The sequence below is a fragment of the Gemmata sp. SH-PL17 genome (genome assembly GCF_001610855.1).
Taxonomy (GTDB): domain Bacteria; phylum Planctomycetota; class Planctomycetia; order Gemmatales; family Gemmataceae; genus Gemmata; species Gemmata massiliana.
Window position 1 is genome coordinate 6,212,194 of sequence record NZ_CP011271.1, and the last position, 25,374, is coordinate 6,237,567.

Annotated in this window: 19 protein-coding genes; 6 read left to right on the forward strand and 13 right to left on the reverse strand. The window is 64.0% G+C overall.

Annotation, left to right across the window (positions count from 1 at the left end):
* Window positions 1–9: 9 nt before the first annotated feature.
* Window positions 10–630: a Uma2 family endonuclease gene (locus VT84_RS25565; RefSeq protein WP_082841488.1), complete on the forward strand. Its 621-nt coding sequence runs from the start codon at window positions 10–12 to the stop codon at window positions 628–630.
* A gap of 194 nt (window positions 631–824) precedes the next feature.
* Window positions 825–1,517 carry a ribose-5-phosphate isomerase RpiA gene (gene rpiA, locus VT84_RS25570; RefSeq protein WP_052560191.1) on the forward strand — a complete coding sequence of 231 codons (693 nt, stop codon included), beginning with the start codon at window positions 825–827 and terminating at the stop codon, window positions 1,515–1,517.
* A 142-nt stretch (window positions 1,518–1,659) separates the two neighbouring features.
* Here the strand turns inward: rpiA and VT84_RS25575 are convergent, their stop codons facing one another.
* From VT84_RS25575 to VT84_RS25610, 8 genes are all read right to left on the reverse strand, one after another.
* Complete coding sequence (locus VT84_RS25575; protein WP_082841489.1) at window positions 1,660–2,718, reverse strand: WD40 repeat domain-containing protein; 1,059 nt, start codon at window positions 2,716–2,718, stop codon at window positions 1,660–1,662.
* Window positions 2,719–2,823: 105 nt separating this feature from the next.
* Window positions 2,824–3,984 (reverse strand): CobW family GTP-binding protein, encoded by a 1,161-nt coding sequence (locus tag VT84_RS25580; protein WP_052560188.1) that lies wholly within the window; start codon window positions 3,982–3,984, stop codon window positions 2,824–2,826.
* Between the two features lie 386 nt (window positions 3,985–4,370).
* Window positions 4,371–5,828, reverse strand: coding sequence for an ABC transporter permease (locus tag VT84_RS25585; RefSeq protein ID WP_052560187.1), 1,458 nt, complete (start codon window positions 5,826–5,828; stop codon window positions 4,371–4,373).
* Complete coding sequence (locus VT84_RS25590) at window positions 5,828–6,541, reverse strand: ABC transporter ATP-binding protein (RefSeq protein WP_052560186.1); 714 nt, start codon at window positions 6,539–6,541, stop codon at window positions 5,828–5,830. The genes VT84_RS25585 and VT84_RS25590 overlap by 1 nt, the downstream gene beginning before the upstream one ends.
* A gap of 224 nt (window positions 6,542–6,765) precedes the next feature.
* Window positions 6,766–8,838 carry a hypothetical protein gene (locus VT84_RS25595; RefSeq protein WP_157469820.1) on the reverse strand — a complete coding sequence of 691 codons (2,073 nt, stop codon included), beginning with the start codon at window positions 8,836–8,838 and terminating at the stop codon, window positions 6,766–6,768.
* Window positions 8,732–11,413, reverse strand: a complete 2,682-nt coding sequence (locus VT84_RS25600) for a TolC family protein (RefSeq protein WP_082841491.1) — start codon at window positions 11,411–11,413, stop codon at window positions 8,732–8,734. Before VT84_RS25600 ends, VT84_RS25595 begins: the two co-directional genes overlap by 107 nt.
* A gap of 20 nt (window positions 11,414–11,433) precedes the next feature.
* On the reverse strand, window positions 11,434–11,967 hold the full coding sequence (locus VT84_RS25605; protein WP_082841492.1) for a hypothetical protein: 534 nt from the start codon (window positions 11,965–11,967) through the stop codon (window positions 11,434–11,436).
* 878 nt (window positions 11,968–12,845) lie between these two features.
* Window positions 12,846–14,849: a protein kinase domain-containing protein gene (locus VT84_RS25610; protein WP_082841493.1), complete on the reverse strand. Its 2,004-nt coding sequence runs from the start codon at window positions 14,847–14,849 to the stop codon at window positions 12,846–12,848.
* 227 nt (window positions 14,850–15,076) lie between these two features.
* On the opposite strand from VT84_RS25610, the gene VT84_RS25615 reads away from it, so the two are divergent.
* On the forward strand, window positions 15,077–16,609 hold the full coding sequence (locus VT84_RS25615; protein ID WP_082841494.1) for a HEAT repeat domain-containing protein: 1,533 nt from the start codon (window positions 15,077–15,079) through the stop codon (window positions 16,607–16,609).
* 95 nt (window positions 16,610–16,704) lie between these two features.
* Here VT84_RS25615 and VT84_RS38895 read toward each other — a convergent pair whose 3' ends face one another.
* The 3 genes from VT84_RS38895 to VT84_RS25630 form a co-directional block, all read right to left on the reverse strand.
* Window positions 16,705–16,974 carry a hypothetical protein gene (locus VT84_RS38895; RefSeq protein ID WP_157469822.1) on the reverse strand — a complete coding sequence of 90 codons (270 nt, stop codon included), beginning with the start codon at window positions 16,972–16,974 and terminating at the stop codon, window positions 16,705–16,707.
* Window positions 16,975–17,137: 163 nt separating this feature from the next.
* Window positions 17,138–17,869, reverse strand: a complete 732-nt coding sequence (locus tag VT84_RS25625; RefSeq protein ID WP_082841496.1) for an alpha/beta hydrolase — start codon at window positions 17,867–17,869, stop codon at window positions 17,138–17,140.
* Between the two features lie 54 nt (window positions 17,870–17,923).
* Complete coding sequence (locus tag VT84_RS25630) at window positions 17,924–19,192, reverse strand: tetratricopeptide repeat protein (protein WP_082841497.1); 1,269 nt, start codon at window positions 19,190–19,192, stop codon at window positions 17,924–17,926.
* A gap of 256 nt (window positions 19,193–19,448) precedes the next feature.
* Between VT84_RS25630 and VT84_RS25635 the strand changes: the two genes are divergently transcribed.
* On the forward strand, window positions 19,449–19,874 hold the full coding sequence (locus VT84_RS25635) for a TIGR03067 domain-containing protein (protein WP_082841498.1): 426 nt from the start codon (window positions 19,449–19,451) through the stop codon (window positions 19,872–19,874).
* Between the two features lie 56 nt (window positions 19,875–19,930).
* Window positions 19,931–20,785, forward strand: coding sequence for a DUF3472 domain-containing protein (locus VT84_RS25640; RefSeq protein ID WP_082841499.1), 855 nt, complete (start codon window positions 19,931–19,933; stop codon window positions 20,783–20,785).
* Between the two features lie 147 nt (window positions 20,786–20,932).
* On the opposite strand, the gene VT84_RS25645 is transcribed toward VT84_RS25640, so the two are convergent.
* Both VT84_RS25645 and VT84_RS25650 read right to left on the reverse strand, forming a co-directional pair.
* A complete protein-coding gene (locus VT84_RS25645; protein WP_157469824.1) occupies window positions 20,933–22,120 on the reverse strand; it encodes a hypothetical protein in 1,188 nt (395 codons plus the stop codon).
* 128 nt (window positions 22,121–22,248) lie between these two features.
* Entirely contained in the window at window positions 22,249–24,102 is a 1,854-nt protein-coding gene (locus tag VT84_RS25650; RefSeq protein ID WP_162271851.1) for a WD40 repeat domain-containing protein, read from the reverse strand.
* 516 nt (window positions 24,103–24,618) lie between these two features.
* Between VT84_RS25650 and VT84_RS25655 the strand changes: the two genes are divergently transcribed.
* Window positions 24,619–25,203 (forward strand): DUF6940 family protein, encoded by a 585-nt coding sequence (locus VT84_RS25655; protein WP_082841502.1) that lies wholly within the window; start codon window positions 24,619–24,621, stop codon window positions 25,201–25,203.
* Window positions 25,204–25,374 lie beyond the last annotated feature (171 nt).

The following is a 25,374-nucleotide window of genomic DNA, read 5'->3' on the forward strand; positions in this document are numbered from 1 at the left end:
AGGTAAAGTATGTCCGCAACAGCGATTCCGTTGGCCCCTCCGCAGTCTGTGCCCGCTCTCCCGCAAAGCCAGTGGCCGCGGCCGTGGCTCTGCACGCGCGAGCAGTACGAAAAGCTCCTGGCCGCCGGGTTCTTCCGCGAAACTCAGTACCAACTCGTGCGCGGGGAGATCATCGATATGGGCAAGGAAGGACCGCGGCACTTCAGCGTGGTTGACCTTGCCGTAGAAGTACTCCGGGGGGTGTTCGGACCGGGATTCTTCGTCCGCAACGCCGGCCCGCTCGGTTTCGGCAACAGCCAACCGGAACCGGATGTTGCGGTCGTTCGTGGATCGCGGCTCGACTACCTCAACGCGCACCCCGCCACGGCTCTGCTCGCGGTTGAAGTGGCCGAAACGTCGCTCTCCTATGACACCACCACAAAAGCCGAGTTGTACGCGAGCGCGGGGATCGCGGATTCCTGGGTTCTCGACCTCGTCGGTCGGCAACTCCACGTCTTCCGCGATCCGCAACTGATTCCGACTCTCGAAATCGCCACCTATCAAACGCACCGCACACTCGGCCCGACGGATACCGTTTCTCCCCTGGCCGCACCGAACGCGACGGTTCGCGTCGCCGATCTGTTGCCGTAATTCATTGTCGTGGTACGGGTTCGGTTCGCGTTTTTGGCTGTTGGAGTCGTCACACTCACACGTCGTCACTGTGGCCCGCGCGAATACCGGGCGTGCCCGAGCGTCTATGTGTTCACCCCGATCGCGCCCTTGTTAATAGCGCGACCGCTGGCGAGAATTGCCTTACCCACCCCATCGCTGCCAGGATCACCCTCATGCCCGAGAGCGCACCCAACACCGACGCGATTGCCGCCCGTGCGGTCGAACTCATCGCCCCGGACACGGTCGTCGGACTCGGAACCGGGCGCGCGGCGACCGCGTTCATTCACGCCCTCGGCGCGAAGGTGCAAGCCGGCTTACGAATCCGCGGGCTGCCAACGTCCGAAGTGTCCGCAGCGCTCGCACGGAAACTCGGCATCCCCCTCGTGACCTTCGACGACATCGATCGCATCGACGTGACCGTGGACGGCGCAGACGAAATCGACCCGAACGGCGATCTCATTAAGGGATACGGCGGCGCGCTCGTGCGGGAAAAGATCGTGGCCGCGTACTCGCGCAAATTCGTCGTGCTCTCCGGGGCCGAAAAGGTCGTGTCGGTGCTCGGCGCGCGAGGGACGCTGCCGGTGGAAGTGGTGTCGTTCGCGCTGACGCCGTGCCGCAAGCACCTCGAAGGGATGGGGTTCCCGTCGCAACCGCGGATGAAAGACGGGCAGATCGTCGTCACGGACAACGGGAACCACATCCTCGATTGCAAGACCACCGCGATCATCGATCCGGCCGGGACAGAAGCGAAAATGCTCGCGATCCCCGGAGTCGTTGGTACGGGGTTGTTCGTCAAGATGGCTCACACGATCATGATTCAGGCCGCGGACGGCAGCGTCGAAGTGCGCCGCGGAAGCGCGACGTGAGTGTGAGCTAAACGGACAAGAACCGCAGATGACGCGGATCAACGCAGATCAAAACAAAGACGAATTTCAAATCGGTCTTCTGTCTGATCCGCGTTATCCGCGTCATCTGCGGTTCTTTCTTCTTCTTCAATTCTCCGATTCGTCACCCGGCGCGGAACACCGCGACGGCGCCGGTCCCGCAACCAGCGGCCAGCGACTTGTCGTCCGCGGACCACGCCAGCGCGGACGCCTCTCCGCCCTGGAAGTCGAATTCCCCGATCTGGGCGCCCTTGCGGTTCGTCGGCTGCCACAGCAGCACCTTGCTGTCGAGCCCGGCCGACGCGAGCAGGAACCCACGGTGCTGGTACGCGAGCGCGGTCAGATTGGATTCCTCGTCGTGCCCGACGAGCATCGTCGGCTTCGACCCTTCCGGCCCCTTCGCCCCGGCCTGACAGTCCCAAATGCACACCACCGGCCCGCCCCCGGTCGCGAGGTAGCGCGAGGTGTAGTCCCACGCGAGTTCGCGCACCTTCGTCTTGTAGCCCCACATCTGGAGGTCGCGCGAGGCGTCGTAGTACCAGAAGTGAACCGTCGAGTCCTGGTTCCCGTGCGCGAGGATCTTCCCGTCCGGGCTCCACGCCATCGCGAGCGGCGATCCCTTCCACGCCAGCACGCGCAGTGGGTCCGCGTTCGCGAGCGGGTCGTAGGTCGTGGCCGATCCGTATGCGAGCAGCGTGAGGTGGGTCGTCCCCGGGCGCCAGTTCAGGTCCATCACCGTACCGGCTTGCGGGGGCAGCTCGCGCACGAGTTCACCGGCCGCGGTCCACACCTTCGTCTTCTTCCCGGCCGCGGTCGCGAACCACTGACCGGACGGGTGCCAGCTCACCTTCTCGGCCCACGACGCACCCGCGTCGAGTGTCTTGACTTCGCTGCCGGCCGCGGCGTCCCACACGCGCACCTTGCCGTCCTGCCCCACCGACGCGAGCAAGTTCCCGGTGGGCTGCCACGCGAGCGCGGCCGTGCCGAAGTTGTGCCCCTTTAGCTCGTGGGCCGGTTTCCCGGTGGCCGCGTCGAAGACCGTGATCGGCCCGCTGACCGCCGCGACCGCCAGGCGCGCCCCGTCCGGCGCCCAGGCGAGGCCGATCACGTGGTCCGCGGCCGCGGCCTGCCACACCGGGCGCAACCGGTTCTCCGCCTTACCGAAAATGCTGATGCGAGCCATATCGCCCCGAGATTTCAGAATGAAGATTTGCGCCGGACGGCGGGAGGCAAAAGGGGCGCGACTCCGCCCCCGACCGTCCGGCGCAAATCTGAAATCGACATCCGATCACGCCAGGCAACTCTTGAAGCCTTCCGTGAGGGCTTCGCGATCCAGGTTGCGGCCGATAAAGATGAGTTTATTGGAGCGCGGGGTCTTGCCCCACGGCTTGTCGAGTTTGCCGTCGAAAAGCATGTGAACGCCCTGGAACACGAACCGGTTCGGCTCGTTCTTGATGCTCAGAACGCCCTTCATGCGGAAGATGTCCGGCCCCTTCGCCTGGAGCAGCTCGCTCATCCACTTGTTCAGCTTCTTCGCGTCCAGTTCGCCCGCGACCGTGATGCCCACGCTCGTCACCGATGAGTCGTGAACGTGGTCCGGCACCTCTTCCTCGTGCAGCTTCAGGGAGTGCGTCTTGCCGTGGTCGTGGTCGTGCTCGCAGTGGCCGTGGTCGTGATCGCACTTTGAATGATCGTGTTCGTGCTTGTGGTCGTGTTCACAGTGGCCGTGATCGTGGTCGCAGTGCGCGTGATCCTTGTCGTGCGCGTGGTCGTGGTGCTCGTGCTTGTGGCCACCGTCCTTGAGGAAGTCGGGTTCGTGTTCGAGGATGCGGTCGAGGTCGAAGCCCTTCACGTTCAGCACGCGGTCCAGGTTCACTTCGGAGTTCTTCGTGCGGTGGATCTTCGCGGTCGCGTTCATCTTGCGGATCAGCTTTTCGAGCTTGTCCAGTTCGGCCGGCTCCACGAGATCGATCTTGTTGAGCAGGACCACGTCCGCGAACGCGATCTGCTCCTGCACCTCGTGCGAGTCCCAGTGCAACAAGACGTGCTTGGCGTCCACGAGCGTGACGATCCCGTCGATCATGGTCTTCGACTGCACCTCGTCGTCCATGAAGAACGTTTGCGCGACCGGGCCGGGGTCGGCCATGCCGGTCGTCTCGATGAGGATGTAGTCGAACTTGTCCCGGCGCTTCATCAGGTTGCCGAGGATGCGGATCAGGTCGCCGCGCACGGTGCAGCAGATGCACCCGTTGTTCATCTCGAAGATTTCTTCTTCCGAGTTGATGACCAGTTCCTGGTCGACCCCCACCTCGCCGAACTCGTTCTCGATGACGGCGATCCGCTTCCCGTGGTTGGCCGTGAGGATGTGGTTCAGAAGCGTGGTCTTGCCGGCGCCGAGAAAGCCGGTGAGTACGGTGACGGGCACGCGGTCGGTCGCGGTCGCGGGCATGAAGGTGCTCCTGTGCGGTAATCGGTTGGGTGACAGGAGAATTGTACCAGCCGCGTACAGGGCGCGAAGGTTCGTCGGGCCAGAGTTCCAAGTATGAAGTTTCAGAGTTCCGGGAGTTCCAGAGTTCCGGGAGTTCCAGAGTTCCAGAGTTCCAGAGGTTCAAAAACACAACCCACCTCCGAACTTTACGTTCCGCGATTCGAGCGCGGTGAACCGAACGGGCCACGAACTCTGGAACTCTGGAACTCTGGAACTCTGGAACTTAAATAACGGAGACGCCCGGCCGGGTTTCCCCTGCACCGAGCGCCTCCGCCAGCGGAACGGGCGGGGAACGACCCCGCCCGCGAGATTAACGGTGGAAGATGGGTAGCTTGCGCGGGCACCCGTTACTCGTGCCGCAGCGCCTCGATCGGGTCGAGCTTCGCCGCGCGCCACGCGGGGTAGAGGCCGAAGCACATCCCGACCAGAATCGACACCCCGACCGACAGGAAGATCGACAGCACGTGGAGCTTCGCCGGCAGAGCGGCGGTACCGGGCCACCAACCGCGCAACAGATCCCAAACGGCCGGGACCGCGTACACCGATGTGACACCCAGGGCCGCGCCGCACAGCCCGCCGATGGTGGTCTGGACCACCGCCTCGACGAGGAACTGCATGACGATGTCCTTGCGCTTGGCCCCGAGCGCGCGGCGGATACCGATCTCGCGGGTGCGTTCCGTCACCGTCGCGAGCATGATGTTCATGATCCCGATGCCCCCGACCAGGAGCGAAATCGACGCGATCATTGCCATAAGGAGCGTGAACCGCGTTTGGGCGCGCTCCGCCTCTTCGAGCTTGTCGAGCGGAACGGTCACGGTCCAGTCGCGCTTGGGGTGCTTGCGCTCCAGCATACCCTTGATCTCGTTACCGACCGCCTGCACCTTCGCCCGGCCCTCCGGCTTGTCGACCTCCGCGTTCACGGTGAGCGTGACCTGACTGTACTCGACCTTCTCGTTCATACGGGCGCCGGCCGTGCGGACCGAGATCACCTCACCGAACCGGCGCCGGCTCGTGCGGATCGGGACGTAGATGTCGCGGTTGTAGTCCTCCGCGGCCTGGCTCCCGCCGGAGCCGCCGGTCGGCATCCGCTCTTTCAGGACGCCGACGACGAGGAAAAAGTGACTGCGGATCCCGACCGTCTGGCCGAGCGCGTCTTCAAAGGGGAACAGTTTGTCGGCCACTTCTGAACCGAGGACGCAGTAGTTCTCCAGGTCGCTGTCGTCTTCTTCCAGGAGGAACCGGCCGCGCGAGAGTTCCAGTTTGTTCACGACCTGATAATCGGGCACGGTCCCGATGACGCGGGCGTTCACGAGGCGCTCCAAATACCGCGCCTCGCTCGGGAACACGCGCATGGGCACGATCCGCGTCACGGCCCCGTCGGTCGTGAGCGTGCTGAACCGCTCCAGGTCGTCTCGCACCAAACCGTAGCTCGTCACGAACCCCTTCGACGCGGTTGCCGAATCGTCCGGCGGTTTGGTGCTGCGCACGATGATGTTGGTCGCGCCCTGGCGCTTGATGTCGTCGAGCGCGTCCTGCATGGACCCCTCGCCGAACGACATCAGCGAGATGACCGAGCACGTACCGATGATGATACCGAGCACCGAAAGGACCGAGCGCAACTTGTGGAGCCACAAGCTCTTGACCGCGAGCGACACGCTGCGCTGGAGTTTCGCGGTGTTCGCCATGAACGGCAGCCGCGCCGCCAGCCCGGTCGCGAACAAAACCGTCACGAGAACGACCACCAGCACCAGCACCGCGACGGCCGCGATGAGGATCGTGCCGGCGGAGAGGCTGAACCCGAACATCAGTTGATCTCCATGATGGTGCGGGTGTCGTTGCGCACGTCCGATTCGACGCGCCCGTCGCGGAGGCGCACGACGCGCCTGGCCCATTCCGCGATGTCGTTTTCGTGCGTCACCATGATGATGGTCTTGCCCGACCGGTTCAGTTCCCGGAGCATCTGCATGATCTCGACGCTGGTCTTCGAGTCGAGGTTCCCGGTCGGTTCGTCGCCCAGGATCAGGTGCGGGTCGTTCACTAGGCTCCGCGCCACCGCGACGCGCTGCTGCTGACCACCGGAAAGTTGAAGCGGGCGGTGGTCGAGGCGCTCACCCAGGCCGACGAGTTCCGCTAGCGCGACGCACCGGGCCTTCGTCGTTTCGTCGAGCTTGATGCCCTGGTAGAGCAGCGGCAGCTCGATGTTCTCGACGACCGTGTACTGCGGGAGCAGGTTGTACGACTGGAAGATGAAGCCGAGGTAGGTGCTGCGGACCTCGGAGAGCTGGTCGTCGTCCATTTCGGACACGTCCACATCGCCGAGGTAGTAGTGCCCGCTGGTGGGGCGGTCGAGGCACCCAAGGACGTTGAGGAGTGTTGATTTCCCCGAACCGGACGGTCCCATCAGTGCGACGAAGTCCCCCTCGTCGAACGACAGGTTCAGCCCTTTGAGGACGTTAACGGTCTGCGTCCCCATGTAGTAGTTCTTGACCAGATCGACGACGCTGACGATGGCAGGCATCAGGGGGTCCAAGCAAGGGGCAGCGGCGAGCTAGCTTTTGGTAACCGTAACGAGCCGCGACCACCGGGGCGGGAGGCTCTCCGCTCCCGGTGGTCGCGGCTCGTTCAGACGGGTCGCTGTGTTGTGACGGCGTTGTGTCTGCGCGTATCCGCGAGGGACTCGTTCGGTTTTCGGCCGAAGTCGGGAACGGGATCACCCGGTCCCGACTTCGGTATTCCGAGCTATTAGAGACCGGCCGGCGGACCGCCACCACCGCCCTTTTTCTTACCACCGCCACCCTTCCCGGCGCCGCCCGCTCCACCGGGACCGCCCGCGCCGTCACCCTTGAAGTTCTCGCCCTTACCCTCACCGCCCTTACCGCCGCCCTTGCTGTCGCCGTCGCGGGTGCGGGTCTTGTCGTTCGGGTCGAGCAGCACCTTCGGGTTCATGACGATCTCGTCGCCCTCGGTCAGGCCCTCGCGGATCTCCACGAATTTCTCGTTGTAGAGTCCGAGCTTGACCTCGCGTTCGTCGTACCCGGTCGGCGTCTTGACGTAGATCTTGCGCGCGACGCCCATCTCGGCACCACCGACGATGGACTGAACGGGCGCGGTGAGCACCGGTTCCGTCGCGGTGTCCACGGTGATCGTGACTTCCGCGGTCATGTCCGGCTTGAGTTGTTCGCTCTCGATGCGCTTCTTGGTGCCGTCCGTGAACACCTCGTAGTCGACCATCACGAGCGTCTGATAGAGCTTCACGTCCGAGATCCACGAATCGGCCTGGCTCGCTACCGCGGAGACCGTGCGGACGTGTCCCTCGAACACTTTGCCGGGCAGCGCGTCCACGCGGATGTTCGCCTTCTGCCCCTCGGACAACTTTTTGTACTCGAAGTTGCGGTACTTCTCGCGCAGCCGGTCGATGATCTCCTGGCGCTGGGTGACGAGCCGGTTGAACGGATCGGTGTTGAACAGCATCGTGCTCTGGATGCCGTCCACGAGGTACGTGGGCACGCGCACGTCCCCGCGGATGCGGGCCACCATCGCCTCGTGAACCTTGGTGTTCACCTGCATCCGGTGCAGGTTCGGGATGCGGAGCAGTTTCTGCCCCTCTTTCACCTGCGCGCCCTGCTCGATCATACCCTGGCTGCTGCTGTTCCCGAACCGGTTCGACTCGTTGCGGAAGTACACCACCATCGAGTCCGGCTCGATCGTGTCGGGGGCCGTGATCCGGCACTTCGCCCTCTGTTGAGCGATTTCTCGGAGCGTGTCGTCCGCCTGGAGGTAAATCGAGTTGCACTTTTGCTTTTCGGCGGCGAACTGGACGAGTTTGGCTTCGGCGGCAAGAACGACTTGCTCCACTGTGATCTGAGCAATGTCGCGAGCGAGAATCAGGTTCGTGAGTTCCTGATTACGGGTGCTCGCAATTAATTGAGTGCGCTGGGCCTGGAGGCTGCGGAGCTTCTCGACCTGGCTGTCCATTTTTGAGCGCTCGGCCTGGGCCTGAGCGGAACTCATGTAGGACAACTTCACCATGCGATCCGCCCACGCGGACCGCTCGCGATACTGTTCGAGGTCGCTCTCGGCCAATTTCACCTGACCGGTCAGGTCGTCCAACTTCTGGCGAAACGTGCCGGCCTCGGACAGGGCCGCCGGGCCGCCGGCGACCGCGGCGAGCGCCCCGCGCGCCGGGTCGTAACTGAGGCCGGTGTAATCCTTCAAAGCGTTGACCGCTTTGGTGAGATCGGATTCGGCGGTCGCGACGTCTTTCTGGTTCTGCTTGACCGCGATCTCGTAATCTTTTTCCGCTTTGACCTTGTTCGCTTTCGCGGTTTCCGTGTCGATCTGCTGCTTCTCTTCCTGATCCTTCAGTGCGGAGTCGTCGAGGAGCATCAGGAGCTGCCCGGGCTTGACCCGGGAGCCGTCGTCGATGACCCAGTTGATGGTGCTGGCGAAGCCCTTCGTGCCGGCCCGCACCTCGCACACGATGTCGCGGTTATCGGCCGATTCGAGCGTCCCCTTCTCGGCAACGGTGACCACGAGCGATTCGCGCTTGACCTTGTGAAGCAGCACGTCCGCGCGGGCCGGGGCCGCGCGAAGGAAAAAGTACCAGCCACCGGCGACGCCGGCGGCTGCGAGAATCGCCCCCGCGAAAGCGAAGGGCAACAATCGGCCCCCGCCGCCGCTGCGCGACGGGAGCTTGCGCTGTTGGGGTTTACTTCCCGCCGGCCCCGACAGGTTGGGGAGCGTGGAGCCGTTCGCCGGGCCGTTGCCCGTCGGCGGGAGATCGGTTTTGGGCATCGGTTCGGTTGAAAAACTCATCGATCCATACCCCGCGGTCATCGAGGGTCATCTGTTCGAGGTCGACGTACAGTTGCATCCGACCAATCTGATACGCGACCCAAAGTTGGAAGAGCGTGTTCTGGGCAGTTACCAGACGGTTCTGGGCGTCTAGAACCTGTTGCGTCAGGGCCGCGGCGCTACCCGCGTCGTTCGCGGCCCCGGGTGCGGGCGGGGCCAGGAGGATGGCTTGAGCGTTATCCACTTGCGAATACCCCAGTTCCACCACCCGCTGTTGGATGCGGTACAACTGGGCCAGGGTTCGCAATTCCCGGAGGTCGCTCCGGACGTCGTTGGTTATGTTGTCCTCGAAAGCCATCAGCGTGCGGCGCTGGCGCTGGTAACCGATCAACGCGGCCCGGTAATTATTACGCTCCGCCCGGCGAACGAGCGGCAATTCCGCGTTAAATACAAGCTGATGGTTGCTACGATCGGCCGCAAACGCGAGACCATTGTTCCGACCGGCCGGAGTGTTGCTGCTTAGATCATACCGAACATTGAACACCCCTTGCAACGAATTTGCCTGAATTGCGATTTGGCGCCACGCATCTACGACCTGCCCGCGTGCGTTCATCAGGTCGAGGCGATTTGTGAGAGCCGTCTGAATGGCCGCGGTGTAGGCGTCGTCGAGCGGGGCGACAAGGACGTCGGTGCCCGTGTCGCCCACGGTCAGCGGCGGTAACGTCGGCCACTGGGACCGAACGGCCGTCAGGCGGTCGTTGCGCCCCTCCAGAATCAACTGGTAGAACGAATTGAACACGTCGCGGAACGCGGCCGCCTGTGCGGTGGCTCGGGCCGTCGGAGTGGTCACCTTCGTCCACGGCTGGGACTCGTAGATGCGCACCAGGCGCTCAAAGTCCCCCAAATCGATGTCGTCTTCCAGGAGCGCGATCTTCCGGGTATCGGCTTCCGGCTCGGGAAGCCCCTTCACTTGCCGATCGGCGCGGGCCGCGAGCAGCTTGCGCCGCTCCTCCCGGAGCTGGGCCAACCGCGTCGCCGCCTGATCGTCCGTCAGTTTCGCCGGCGCCCACGAATCCAACCGCTCACCGATCGATTTCGCGAACGGCGTCCCCTTGACTAACGCGGAATCCGTGAGCAAGTTGCGCCAGCGGGCGCGGAACTGGGCGACCGGTTCCGCCGGGTCGTACTTCGCGGCCGCCAGTTCCGTCTGCTGCACCTGGGCGTAAACCTCCTCGAAGCGCCCGAGTTGCTGGCGGATCGGGCGCAGCGGGCCGTCGTCGAGTTCCAGCGGGACCGTGATCGGCAGCCCGAGCTGGAGCTTGAAGTTGTCCAGACTGTCGAGGAACCCGCGGATCCCGCTCTGGCTGGCCCCGGTGTTCGCCGAACCGAGGAGCTGGGAGCGGTTGGTGAGCAGTTGCACCTCCACCTGCCCGACCTGCAAATCGGACTGCTGCCCGCCCTCGCGGAACGCCTGATACAACTGCAACAGGCGCTCCAGTGCCACGACGTTTTTCCGCTGGTTATTGAGGGTCGCGGACTGCTGGAGGAGCGGCAAATACCCGATGTTCGGCGCGGTGAGATTCCCACCGATCCCGCGCCCGAGGTTCGGCGACAGCCCCTGGAGGCCGTAGGGGTTGTTCGTGTACCCGCCGCCGGAGCCACCGGCCGCCAGCGCGACGTAGAAGAGTTTGCGGAACCGGGTGTACGACCGCATCGCGTAGACCAGCGTGCGCTCGGCTTGGGTGAGGTCTTCGAGCGTAACCGCGAATCCGCCGCCCCGGAGGAACGGCTGCATGAGGCTCAGCGACAGGTTGCTGATGCTCGTCTGCGGTTTGTCCCCGGACAGGTCGATCGTGATCTGGTTCGCGAGCTTCACCATGAGCATCGCACCGGTCGGGAACAGTTTGTTGACGCCGCCGGTGGTGTTCAGCGACCACCGTTCGCCGCCGTTGGCGAGTTGGCGCCCGGTCGATTCCCGGATCACTTGCTCCGTGAAGAACGCTTGCGCGGCAAAATTGAACCGCTCCAGTGTGACCGGCAACGCAATCAGGTACAGGTCTTCGCGCCGGTCCTGGTACTCCCGCGCGTTGAACAACCCGAGTTCAATGGCCTGATCGAGTTTCAGCCGGTACCCGGTCTGCCCGGATTCGAGCGCTTTGAGGTACTCCGAAGCGGGGTCGCTCCCAATCGTCAGGACCGACGGGTACAGTTCGGGCGGCCCCTTACCCATCGGGTCCGCGGTTTTGCCCGGGTTGTCCGGCCCCGGAGGTTGTTTCAGGTCCAGCGCCTTCGGTTCCGTGCCCGGCGGAAGAATCGGCGGCAGGCTGTCGATCGGTGGAACCGGAACGGGCTGCACCGGCACCAGCGCGACCGCGGGCACCGCCTTGCCGGTCGATTCCGCGTCGCCCGAAATGACCGTAATAACGGGCGGATGCAGTGGAGTCTTGGGCGGCGCGCTGTTTGTGGCGGTGGCCGGGACCGGACTTTGCGGTCCGCGTTTCGCCGCAGCGACCCACGGCCCGATCTCGTTGTTCGACTTCGCGGCCGGTGCCGCCTGACCCGCGCCGGGGAACCCCGGCGGGACGCTGTGCCGCACGGCCGGGCGCTCGGAAGAACCTACCCCCCCATCCCCCCTCCCTGAAGGGAAGGGGGGGAAAAGCACCCGCTCATTGGCGCTCGCGGTTCGCCCAGAGACATCCAATACCTGCTCCCCCTTCCCTTTAGGGAGGGGGGAGGGGGGGTAGGTCCGGCGGCGGCGCGTGCGGTCGGCGCGTTCGGGTCGTCGGCGCGGTTCTCCGCGTCCCACTGTTGGAGCAGCGAGACGTAGCCCTCGCCGTCCTGCCGCCCGACGCCGGACTTTTTCGTCGGGCGCTGTGGGTTGGGCGCCAATAACTTGGCCGCGTAGTCGTCGGGCGGGTACGGCGGGCGGTCCGGGTTGGAAGCGTCCGCGAAGCGCGCACGCGGGTCCGGGTAGACGTGCCAATCCTTCTTCACCTGCCAGTCCGGGAACACGTTTTTCTGTGAAATAATCCCCGCGACGTCCTTATCGGCGCGTTCGCGGTAGTTGTACCGAGCACACCCCGGCCCGAAGAGGAGAGCGAGGAGGGCGAACGCGGCGACGAATGGGAGGCAGCGAGCTGATCCGTGCATAGCGCACCCGTGCAGAATCCGGAACCCCGGCACATCCGGCACGGACGGTATCGACCGCACAGTTTGGTTGAGTTGAGGCGAATGGCGTTGAAGCCGTAATTGCCGCGCGAGATCGCTATTACTGCACCTATTTGGCGCAATCGATCGAACTCGCGCTACTGACATTGCGTATATAGAGAGAAAGCCACATCATCTCAATGAAGCGGCAATTGGGTTTGTTTTTACCGAGGAACAACCAAGGAGAGTCGGGGCAGAAATACTAATATCCACTACACGACCATCTATCTGTAAACAGCTTTCTGCATTGGATTTGCGCCGAATTAACAGATGCACCGCCGTCCGGAAAATGTTAGCGAATGTTAGCCACAGCCTCTAATGACAACGACATGAGAAGCAATCGCATAGAGAAAAACAATTGTCATTCCATCAAATCTCTGCGAAGCGTGTTGCCGAAACGATTCACGCACCGTTAACTAATCGGTCGCGCAAAATGCGCCGCGGCGTTCTCGGCGGCGACTTCCGTCGTAATCGCCCCAACAAGCGGCGACACCGTCGCCAGAAGGAGACGCGGGAGGTGAACTGACGGTACCGGCGAATCACTTCTAGTTGTCGCTCTGTTCCATCGTCGTAACTGGTGTAACAGAGATCCGGGTACAGAGCAAATAAGGGGAAAGCCACCAAGCTCAAAACGCCCAACATCAATACGCAGCCGACGGCCATAAACGGGGAAAACAACCACTCCCACCACGCGATAGGTGCGGGATTAGGTCCGGACCGAACAAGTGGAACCCGCATTTCGCACCACCGTTCCGTCAGAGGAACTGTCCAAACCGAAATAGTCTTCCCCGCACGGTAAGCGCGGGAAGCTCTTCAAAAGATTACACCAACTGGCACGCCGGCCGGCGCTTGGTGAACTCGACGCGGACGTCGATGGTGTCCGCGCGCGGCGGGAGCGCGAGGAGCTTCAGTTTGCGGAGGCGCGCGAGGTACGGCACCACCGTTTGCGACACGTTCGCGGCCCCGGCGAGTCCGACCGCTTCCAGGTCGGGGAACCGCGTGAGCAGGAGCGTCACGCCGGAATCGGTCACCTGCGTGTCGGCGAGGCCGACAGCCTTCAGACCGCGGAGGTTCGCGAGGTGCATGATGCCGGTATCGGTGACTCGGACGCACCCGGACAGGTCGATGGCTTCCAGCCCCGGTAACCGTGAGAGGGCCTTGAGTTTGGCGAGGTCGTCGTCGCCGGTGGTGTCCGGGTTGAGCGTGAGCCGGTACGCTTCGCCCGGCTTCGCAACGATCTCGCCGGGCAACTTGACGCTGCTCGCGATCCACGGCGCATCTGCGTTTGCGCCCGTGCGTGAGAACCAGACTCCCCGAATGGGAATGAGCCACTTTTCTGGTTCCGCGGGTACCGCGTGGGCGACGATCGTGACCGGGGCTGATTTGCCTTCCAGCGCGCCCTTTTCGGACAGCACCGGCGCTTTCGGGGTGGTCCCATTTCCGGACGCTGCCGCCCCGGTTTGGGTGGCGGGAGCAGTCGGAGGGGTCTTCTCACCCTTCTTTTCCGGAACCGGAGCTTTGGGTGTCAGAACTTGTGTGACCGGCTCTTTCAGTTTGCCCAGGCGCTCCGCGAGTTCGACCGCGTCCTTCGGGCGCCCGTTCGGTTCGGTGTCCACGCAGTCGCCGATGAGGTCCACGAGCGTGTCCGACACGTTTCGGCGCTTCAGTTCGCGCTCGAACCGCGTGCCGGGGGCTTCGGTGAGTTTACCCGTCAGCATCTGGAACGCGATGACGCCCAGCGCGTGAACGTCGTCGCGCGGGTCCGGCTTCGCCCCGCGCGACTGTTGGGGGGACGCATACAGTGGCGTGTACGACCCGCGGAGCGACGTTTCGAGCCAGCCCGTCATCATCGACATGCCGGCGGCGTTCGTGCGCAGGTAGTCCACCGCGACCCCGCCGATGCCGAAGTCGGTGATGCGCAGCCGGAACTCCTCGGATTGCCCAGAACCGTTGCGATTTTCGACGTGAAAAAGGATGTTCGCCGGTTTCAGATCGCGGTGAACGATCGAGGGCGCGAGCCGGTGGAAGGTGCCCACGGCCACCGCGAGTTGCTTGAGCGCGAGCACCGCGAGCGATTCGCGCTGACCTTCGGGAAGCGCCTGCCAGCGGTGAATGAGATCGGTGAGGTTCCCACCGCCGACGAACTCGTACATGAGCCACGGCGTCTCACCGTCGAGGACCGCGTCCAGGAGCGGGACCACGTTCGGGTGGGTGCCCTGCTCCATCACGCGGGCGATCACGCGCCCCTCGTGCGACGTGAGTTTGGCCCGCACCTTCGCGTCGGTGCAGAACTTCACCGCCCGCGGGTGCGGGAGGAACGAGTGGCGCGCGAGCCACACTTCGCCGAACCCGCCGGCGCCGAGCAGCTCTTCGAGGCGCCAGCCGGGGCGCCCGGGCAGGTCGCCCCCGGGCCGGAAGTGCGGTACCCGCGCGGGCAGCATTTTGACGAGGTCTTCCGCTTCGTCCACCGCGAAGTCCGGGGGCACGGTCTTCCCGGTGGGATCGTCCGCGCGCTTGAGCGATTGCCGGACCGCGCCGGGCATTTGGGTGAGGTACAGTTCGAGCGTGAGCCGGTCCTCGATCGGCCCCTGGTTCACGACCTCGCGCGCGACCTGCTCGGCCATCTTCTTCGCTTCTTCCGCGCTCGCGGCCGCGACTTTTGCGATCTCTTCGCGCAGCTCAGCGGCCTTCTGGCGCTCGCGCAGCATCTTGTAAGCGTGCTGCGCGACCTCGAAGATGTACGGGCCGCCGGGCACGAGTTCGGTCAGCCCGCGCAGCCCCTTGTCCCGAACCGCCAGCGCCACGCACTCGAACACGGCGAGCATGCCTCTCCCTCCGCCCCGGGCCAGAATGACTTAAATCGTAAGATATCGAGCCGGTCCGTGCCGACTTTTCCGACGCTGAGCTTTACGACTTCCGACGCATTGTTTGCCCCGGGCTGAATCGCGAATTAAATTGGTTTGACTCGCCGAACCGCAAGTCCCGTTCGGTCGGTCGCAGCGCGCCCCCTTACCGTACTGCGTCACCCCGGCTCCGGTCGGGTCAGGTCACTATGTCTTGGTCCACCTCAGCGCCGCGCCGCGATCTCGGCCTTTTGGGTTGGGTCACGAGCTGCGCGCTGTTACTTCTGCCCTGCACCGTGCTAGCTTTTCTCGGCTACCGCACGCACATGGTCCCGCTTTACGTGGGTGCCGGTGTACAGGGTATGTTCGTGTTGACGTTCCTGCGGGCGCACCCCGTGTGGCGCCCACCGGTCAGCGCGTCGCTCATCATCCTGTACCTCATCGCGCTCGCCTGGTTGTGGCTCCCGACCCGCGGGTCGCCCGACTGGACCGTTCACATTGGTCAGTCGGTTCTGCTCCTCACCGCGGTTGCACTCGCCGCCGTTCACGATCTCATTCGCACCGGTGCGGAACCGCTGCGCCGGGCGAACAAGTGGTGCGGGCGCCTCGTGGTTCGCAAGCGCTGGCCGATCCAACTCACCGATTGCCGTGCGCTCCCCGAAGTTGTTGCACTCCGGGCAGCCGTTCTCGACGAGGTACGACCAGTTCTCGCGCTGCTCACGGACCCGCGCCCGGAGGTGCAGTGCGCCGCACTCGGAGCGCTGGAGTATCGCCCGCAATGGCAGCCGGGGGAAGCTGAGTTAGTTCTAAAAACCGCACACGAAAGTCCCGAACCCGCGGTTCGAGCCGCCGCAGCCTACGCGATGGCCGGCGTCGGGTCCGCGGACCTCATTGCGGGTCTGGCGGGACTGCTCCGCGACCCGGTCGCCGAAGTGCGGTTCGCCGCGTCAGAAGCTATCCTGTGGAATGCGGACGCACGGTGGCCGTTCGCCCGGGAGGGCGTGCGCGAAGCACTGGCCGACCCGCGGCTCGCGAACGACGGTCCGCTCTTCGCCTCCGGGCGCTTGCCGGGAGCCGCGTTCGCCGACCTCATCACCTGGGCGGAAGAACACGCACCGCTCGCTCCGCGTGCGATCCTCACGCTCATCGAACAGTTCCACCGCGACCTGACCGACGGCCAGCGCCCGGAACTCGCGAGCCAGCTCGCCGCGATGATGCTCGATACGGGCGCGGCGCCCTCGCTCCGGGTCGAACTCGCGGCCCTGTTGCGCGACCACAACCTGCTGTCGGTCGACCTGCTCGACCGGCTCACGAACATGGACCAACCCGGTCCGATCCGGTTGTTTGCCGCAGAACAGATGCTGCGTATCAACCCGCACGACCCGGACGGCGTGGACGTGCTCCGCGGGCTGGCACGCCAACCCAACCGCGAAATGGCCCTGTCCGTCGCGGGGATCTTACAAAACGTGCTCGGGCTGGAATTGGGACTGCCGCCGGGCGAACTCCCGCCGACGAACAGCAAGCTCGCTGCCGACGTCACACGGCGCGTGCTCCTGTGGGCCAACGGCGCGAACCCGGACCAGATCCGCCCGACACCCGGCCCGATGGCGGGGCTGAAAGGCGCGCCGCGGTCCGCACTCGCGGGCGTGCGTGCCCCCTCGATTCCGCCGCCAAAACCGCCCGCGCCGCCGGAATCGCACGAACTCCCGCACACACGGGGCGGTTCCAGCGCGGTGTTTTGAGCCGAAAATGTGGTCCGCTCGCGGAGCGGCGGATGTACCCATTTAACCAGCAACGACAAACGCGCAAACCACTCCCGCTCACTGGCCCGAAGTGACTACGAGTTGCTGACGGCGCTCTCGGCGATTGCTCGCACGATTTCGTAAGCCGCTGCCCCTGCGATGCTGCACCGTTCGTTGTTCCAGCCCGAATAGGAGAATCGAATTTCCAGCGGGTGCAAATTGGTACCGAACTCCGCATTCGCCCGATCAGTTCCGGCGAGAACAGCAGCTCGGACCACCTCTTCAGTGGGGCATCCGTAGACAGAGCACACATCGATAGCAGTCACATACGGATCGGTAAGGCGCTCGTCGACGAGGTCGAGCATGAGCCACAAATGCTGTGGTCCGGTGACGATACTGGTTACGTAGTATTGTCCCTGACGAGACACTCCCACAACGATACCCTCTCGACTTACCTGGAGCCTTGTCCGAACGGGCTCCCGTAAGCAAACTGCTCGCGGAGCGAGCGGACTACACTCCAAACACTCCTCACATCAACCGTTTCGCTTCGCGAGAGAGGGCATCAGCCACGAACGCGAGCATCGGCGCGACCATTTGGTCTTCGTAGCGCACGCCCGGTTTCGCCCGCGTATCGAGATCCGCGGTGTGTGGAACTCCGACCGCGGTGAGTTTCTCGATAAGTCGGTCGTTACCGCGATAGTGAGCGGCGTCCGTCGGCGCACAGCAGAACCACAAGTGCGGCGGCCAGCGGTGCGCGTGGATGTGGAGCACGGCCGTGTCCTGTCGGCACCGCTCGCGGCTGTCGTATATCTCATCGAGCGGTGTTCCGCGCCCGTACCAATCCTGGCAATCCAACGCGCCCGAGACGCTTGCCGCAATCGGGAACCGCTCCGGGTGCTTGAACGCGAGCCGCAGCGCACCCTGCCCGCCCATCTCCACGCCGCCAATAGCGATCGCACGCGGACCCAAGCGCCACGCCGATTCCGCCCACGGTACGAGCGCGTCTAGTAAGTAGCGCTCCGGGGTGAGATCGGCATCAAACTCCGAACACACGCGATCGGCCCACCAGCACTGCCCACCGTGTGGCGCCACACACCGCAATCGATGCGTGCGTAGAGCGGCCATGAAGTTTGCATCAGTTGCCGGGGTGCGTTCGTCGAGACCGTGAAGGTAAAGAAGTGCTTGCGGAAGTGCGTTGGGCGGGTCGAACACATCGACCAACTTCCCGCCGATGGCGGTTTGCGTCCAGCCATCGGGCATGGGAACAACTCCGTTCGAGGCGCCCTCGCCCCTATGAGCGAGGGCGCGACGCCACTACTCCGCGCGAGCCTTCTTGAGCTTCTCGCTCACCTTTCGGCGGCGCTCGCCGTCGCGCTTCGTCAGGTCTTCGTGCTTGAGCGCCTTCTCCCACGCGGCGATGGCTTCCTTCTTCTGGCCCAGCGCCAGGTGGCAGTCCGCGAGGTGGTCCCAGATTTCCAGGTGGCTGCCGTCCTCGTCGTCGGCCGCGGCTTCCTTCAGCGGGATCAGTGCTTCCGAATACTTCTTCTGCTTGAACAGTACCCAGCCGAGGCTGTCGAGGTACGCGGCGTTCGGCTTCACCTCGTCGAGCTTCCCTTCCTTCTTCAGCTTCTCTTTTTCCTTCTTGTCGAGGTCGAGGGCCTCCTTGATGAGCTTCTCGGACTCCTCGAATTTCAGATCGTTGTCGGCCCAGATGAAGCCGAGGTCGTTCTTGTACGTGGCGTTGTCCGGGTTCCGCTGGATCAGCGTCTGGAGGTTCTTCGCGGCCTTCTCGACGTCCTTATTGTCGACGTACAGCCCGGTGAGGATGTACCGCGTGCGGTCCTTGAACCGGTCGCGCACGTCCGCCTTCAGCCCCTTGTTCGCGTCGATCTTGTCGAGCGACTTGTTGTACGCCTCGATCGCGGCCGGCAGCTTGCCCTGTTCGCGCAGCACCCAGCCCTTGAGTTGGAAGAAGTACCAGCCCTCGCGGTCGGCCTCGATGAGCGTGTCGGCGAGCCGCAGCGCCTCGTCGAACTTCTCCTCCTTGGCCATCGACTGCACGAGGCGCTCGAGGATGAACGGCTTGGCCTGCTCGTACTCGTCCGGCCCCATGTCGTCGACGAACTTCTGGCACGTCTCGGTCACGAGCGCGTACTTCTTGTTGTCCCAGTACATGTCGATCAGGCCCTCATAGGCCTGGACCATCTTGCTCCCGCTCTTGAGCTTCGTCGCGGACTCGACGAGGTACTCGTAGAACGGCTCGGCCACCTCGTACTGCTTGTTGAAGTGCGCGAGCCGCGCCACCATGAGAGCGCCGTTGAAGTTGAACGGGTTCTCCTTCCCCTTCGCCTCTTTCAGCATCTTGCCGGCCTCGGCCACCAGCTTCTTCGTCTTCTCCTTGTCCTTGGCCAGCGCGACCAGCTTGTCCCGCTGCGCGTCTTCGCCGGTGACGGAGTTGAGCTTCAGCAGCTCCTCGCGCAGCGGGTTCTTCTTCTCGTCCCCGCGCGCCTGCGAACCGATTAGCCCCGCGAACCCGAGCGCGGCGACCACCAGAACCACCCGTCGCACTCCCGCCGTTACCATGGCGCTCCTCCAATTTTAAGGAAGATGGCGAATCTCTACCCGTGGTGACGATTCTACCGATGCTCCGTAACCGGTGCCATGCCGCTTTCCCGCGCTTAAAGCTGTGGGGAAAATGAGATAGCGCAGACCCGAACGACCCGATACCGCCCCGGGCTTCCCCACTCTGGCGCCCCGTTTCCGGGATACAATCACGTCCGCCGCGGCGCTTTTGGACGGTCCGGGGGCGCGCGGTCAACCTGGCCGGTGGGGAATCGGAATGAAGACGTTCGCGCTGGCGGCAATCTCGGCCGCGTGCCTCTTACAGTCGGCCGCACGAGCCGACGACAAGATCGATCTGGCCGGCAAGTACACGCTCGTTGCCGGTAAGAAGAACGGCGCCGATGTGGACGAAACCGCGAAGAAGGCCACGTACACCGCGACCGAGGACAAGTTCACCATCGCGGGCGGCGACGTCAAGTTCGTGATGAAGTACAGGCTCGACACGGCCGTGACACCGGCCACGATCGACATGGAGATCGTCGAAGGCCCGGACGGGACGAAGGGCTCCAAGGCGCTCGGTATCGTCGAACTCAAGGACGGCACGCTCAAGCTCGCCTACTCGGTCGAGAAGGACAAGCGCGCGAAGGACTTCGAGGGCAAGTCCGGCTACTTCTTCGAGTTGAAGAAAGAAAAGGCCAAGTAACCACAAAGAGCGCCCGGGGCGGATGCCCTGGGCATTCCTCGATACTCGGAGAACCCATGACCCGCTTCGCAATCACAACGCTCGCTCTGGCAGCCCTCACGGTGTGCCCCAGTTCCGCGGACGAAAAGCTCAAGGGGATCGCGTGCCGGTCGGTCCACCTCGGCTACCCGGCGCCGGAAGGGGTCGCGTTTTACAACGAGATGACCGTCGAGAAGTCCGCCGACGGCACGTACTTCATGGCCGCCGGGTGGGGTAAGGGGTACTTCGGTATCCAGGAACTCGCGAACGGGAAGAAGCTCGTGCTCTTCTCCGTGTGGGATCCGACGGCCGGTGACGACCCCAAGAAAGTGGACGCCGAGAAGCGCGTGAAGATGCTCCACAAGGACGACGCGGTGCGCGTGCAGCGGTTCGGCGGTGAGGGCACGGGCGGGCAATCGTTCTTCGACTACGAGTGGAAGGTCGGCCAGACGTACCGCTTCCTCGTGACCGCGAAGCCCGACGGCGACACCCGCACCGCGTACAGCGGCTACTTCTTCGTGCCCGAAAAGAAGGAGTGGAAGCACCTCGTCACGTTCTCGACGCTCACAAAGGGTGAGTTGCTCAGGGGGTACTACTCGTTCGTGGAGGACTTCCGCCGCAACAAGGTGTCCACCACAAAGGAACGGCGCGCGGGCTTCGGCGGCGGGTGGGTGAAGACCACCAAGGGCGAATGGGTGTCGCTCAACAAGGCGCGATTCACCGCGGACTCCAACCCCGTGCTGAACATCGACGCGGGCGCGACCTCGGGCCGCTACTTCCTCGTCACGGGCGGCGACATCGAGAACAAGACGACCAAATTGCGGGAGCAGGTCACCCGCGACAAAGAGAAGACCGAAGCGAAGCCGCCCGCGGATCTGCCGAAGTGGGAGTGAGGTAGGCGGAGTATTCACCGCAGAGGGCACGAGAGGGCGCGGAGAGAAAAACAGAAGGCGAGTATTGATCCCAAGTGGGACCAATATCGAGGAACGCGCTACAACCGTAGCGCGTTCAAGCACCGGGAACCGGGAGCAATTGTGCTCTCAATTGCCGCCGAGTTTTGGAATCGGCCTCTTTCGCAATTCGGCCCGCAACCAGCGGATTTCAAACAGCGCGACGCAAAGCCCCAGTACCAGCACAGCGATCACGACGTAGAGCCAAAACTCCGTCGACTGGTCCGCGAGCGAGGACGGTGAGGACGCTGGGCGCGAGGGGAACAACTCGAAGTGAGCCGTTTGGTGAGTCGTCGTGGGGGGAATGGGCTGCGCGGCCCCGAACCGGTACCCGTCCGCGTCAACGCGAAACTGCATTCCCGTTGTCTGATCGTCGCACAGACAGCCCTCGATACCGGGAATCCGAAACGCTTCGTTCGGAACCGGGCGATTGACCCGGACCTCGGACAGGTTCCTTCGGGTGTGCTGCTTGAGTTCCCCGGCCTCGAACGAGCGCCTCTCGATCCGCGCCGGGAAAAACTGGCCGGGGTTCGGTTCGACGAACTCCGAGACCTCGTCTTCGTGCCGGTGGCGGAGCTGGTCGGCCGGGTGCTCGATCCGTTTGCGGATCAAGTAATTGTGTTTCGGGCTGAACCAAAACTCGTAGACGCACTTGTCGTTCTCTAGCACGACCCGGATTTCGCCGGGATGTCCACCGGACTGCCCCGGGAGACGTTCCACAGAACGGATCTTGTGAGGTTGTTGCAACAAGCCGTGAAAGGGCAGGAACCCGAAGTCGCGTGACCAGTGCTCGAAGAGCGCCGCCAGGCCGTGACCGTATTGAAACGCCGACATCGTTTCGGACGTCACCTTGAGGCTCTGATCGGAAACATTTTTCTTCGCCGGCCGTGCCCGCATCAGCCGGCCGAAACGGAATACTTCGTCGACGCGACTCCCGTCCGAATAAAGCGACCGGGTTCTCCAGACGTCGGGTGATTGCCAATACTGTCCCGGCCCGGTTTCGTGCGCCGAATCAATTGGCGTGCCCGGAATACCTTGCAACGGCACGTTATCGTATTGGATCGGCTCGTTCTTCAGTTGCGTCCATTCGTAGGAGTAGGTCACGGTGCGGATCGCTTCGAGCGCGGCCCGGTGGCGGTCCCGCACGTCTTCGAGTAGGGGCTTCGTGCCTCGTGCTGAAGTGGTGGCCGGACCGAGGGCAACGAGAAGTGCCAGTGCCATTAACACGTGCCAGCCCTCGCGCATAGGGATTTCGCGTGTGAGGGGCGGCATGGGCATGAACCGGCCGCCAGAGTTCCGAAGCACAACGGAACGCTGGGGGCTGCGTTTGTGAAGTTGTCAGAAAGAAAAAGCCGCGCCCGCAACGATTCGCGAGCACGGCCCTCACTTCGGTTCACGAACCTATTTCACTCTTCCAGGAACTTCTTGAACTCGACCTGATAGCAAGTCGTATTGCTGTTCCCGCAGAAGAGGTACTTCCCGTCCGGGCTGAACGCGAGCGACTGCACCGGGCAATCGAACGCGCGGGCCACGAGGTGCCGGCCGCTGAGCACGTCCCACGCGCGCACGGTGCCGTCGTCGCCGCCACTGAGCAGGTAGCTCCCGGTCGGGTCGAACACCACCACGTTGATGTTCTGCTGGTGCCCGCCGAACACGAACACCGTGTGTTGCGTCTCCGCGTCCCACACGTACACCGCGTCGTCGAGCCCGGCGCCCGCGAGGTACTTGCCCTGCGGGTCGAACGCGAGCGAGGTCACGCCCGTGTCGTAGGTGAAGAGTTTTTCCTTCGTCGTCACGTCCCAGATGCACACCGCGCCGTCGCGCTCGCACGTGGACATGTAGTCGACGCCGCCGCACGCGATCCACTTGCCGTTCGGGTGAAACGCCACCGTTTCCAGGGTGCAGGCGTCGGCGGCCTCGACGATAATCATGTCCGGCTGGCCGGTCGCGCACGTCCACAGCCACACGAGGCCGTCGGCCGGGCTGGTGTGCGCCAGGACCTTGGAGTCCGGGCTGAACGTGACGAACCCGACCGGCGGCTTGGTCGCTTCGAGAGACGCGGCGAGGTGCCCGTCGGCCGCGTCCCACAACTGCGTGAAGTAGTCCGTGCCCCCGACGCCGAGCCACTTCCCGTCCGGGCTGGCCGCGACCGAGAACGCCGAGCACAGGTTCGTCGGGGCGACCTCGTCGCCGCTCTCGACGTCCCACACGCGCACGTTCGCCGCCCCCGAACTCGCCAACCGCAGCGGCGAACCCGGGATGACCGCGATCGCGTGCCGGCCGCGCGGGTTCGGCCCGGCGATGAGCTTACCGTCACGCACGTCCCACACGTGAACGACCCGGTCCGCGCCGGCACTGGCGAGCTTCGTCCCGTCGGGGCTGAACGCGAGACAACGGATCTCGTCGTTGTGCCCGCGGAGCACCGGACCACGGACCGCGATTACCGCGTCGAGCCACAGGTGAATGTCGAAGTCCGAATCGGCGCACGCGAGGTATTTCCCGTCCGGGCTGAACGCGGTGGTCACCACCTGGTCCGCGTGGCTGTTGAGCAGCATGAGCGGGTCCGCTTGCGGCGGGCGCCAGACGCGGGCGGACGTGTCCCACCCGGCGGAAATCAACAGTGTCGAATCGGGACTCCACGTGAGCGCCGGGATGCGGTCGGTGTGGCTCTTCAGTTCGGCCACGGGCTTGTGCGTTTCCGCGTCCCACACCCGCACGCTGAGGTCTTCGCCCGCGGTCGCGACGAACTCCCCGTTGGGCGAGAACGCGATCGCGGCGATCCCCTTCCGCGGGTGCGCGGCGATCTCCCCCACGAACTTGTACGCGGCGGTGTCCCAGAACCGGAGCTTGCCGTCGTCGTGCCCGCTCACGACGGTGGTCCCGTCGGCGCTGAACGCGATCGCGGTGACCCAGGACTGTTGCTCGCTCGGTTGCTCGATGCGGCGCAGGAGCTGGCCGGTCTTCACGTCCCACAGCAGGAGGTCGTCGTTCCCGCTGGCGAGCACCTTCGCCCCGGCGCTGAAGCACCACAGCGTTTCGAGGTCGCTCAGGAAGTGCCGCGCGAGCTGCGTGCCGTCTTGTGCCCAGTGGCGGAGCACGCCGGCTTCGTCGATCGAGAACAGTGAGCCGTCCGCGGAGAACGCGATCGCGGCGATGTCGCCGTCGGTGTGGAACCGCGGTTCGCCGAAGACACGTTTCACCAGCGGAGACGGGCGAACGGGGGTCGTATCTTCAACGTGTGTGGTAACGGGTGTGGACATGAAACCCCTTCGTCTGAGCAGCCCTGGTTCCGGGTGAGCGGTGATTGGGGCGGAACCGGTGTATCGAGTGTAGAACAGCGTTTTCGTTCTGGCGAGAAAATCGGGGGCGACAGTCGGAAAAATCGGCGGACCGCACATATTTGGCGTCGCGCGAATTCTTCCCGCGTCTGAACATTGTGTGGGACAAGACTTTAGAAACAAGCCAGTTTATCGCGGCAACTAATAGATTTTTTGAGACTTCTTGAATGCTTTGTGTGGATCACCGCGTCAGCAGGCGTGAAACCCGGAAAGCACAACCAACAACGGGTAAAACGCTCCGGCCGTTTGCAGAAGACGGTTGGGTGATTATTGTCCCAGAAGGTAGCCACCGTCAACTCAAACGTCCATGAAACCGAGAAATGAATCGGCTCGTCGGGCGATTACATAACGGAGTATCTGCGCGGCGCGTCTGATAACAACGTGTTGTTCATCAGCTACGGACCGGTGAACACAATTCTTGGTCCCAGAGGACACAACATGTGGACGGCACAACGTACCGAGCTGGCCACCGGCCTTCACTTCGCGGTCCAACGAGACGACCATCCCGCCACCTTCGCCGAAGTCCTTCACGCGCTCCGAACCGACACCGAATTCCGCTCCTGGCTGAACGCGCTCCTCGCTGAGGTGCCCTTCACTGCGTTCCGCTGGGAAACGCCCGCGGTCACTTCCACAACCACGGGACAAGTGTTCGAGTTCGTTGTGCTGGACGCTCCGCACCTCATGAGGCGCCCCAAGCCGGACGCCTTCGAGGAGCACTTTCGCCACTCACCTAACGCGGAAGTGCTCGATTTCCCGAACCTCAGCGGCGACGCGATCCTGGTCGTCCCGTGTCCGATCACAGAACCGTCCGCATACGGGCACATCGCGGCGTTCGTGCGGAACGCTCCGGAATCTCAGCGCGACGCGCTGTGGGCGAGGGTCGGCAAAGCGATGGCTCAGCGCCTCGGTACGGCCCCTGTGTGGCTCAGCACTGCTGGGGCCGGTGTACCGTGGCTTCACGTGCGGCTGGACAACAGCCCCAAATACTACGGGCACGCCCCGTACCGGCGCCCCGCGAAATGATCCGCGCCCGCAGCGTAACACCCGGCCACATCCTTTGGGCGCCCGCCTTGATTAAGCTCGTACCGGCGTCTAGAATTCCGCAGGCTTCACGCTCCTCTCCCCCGCTTCCGCAGGGGCTTCCCGTCCGAGACGGTCGAACGCAACGGGTCAACACCGAACGGCCAACGGCCC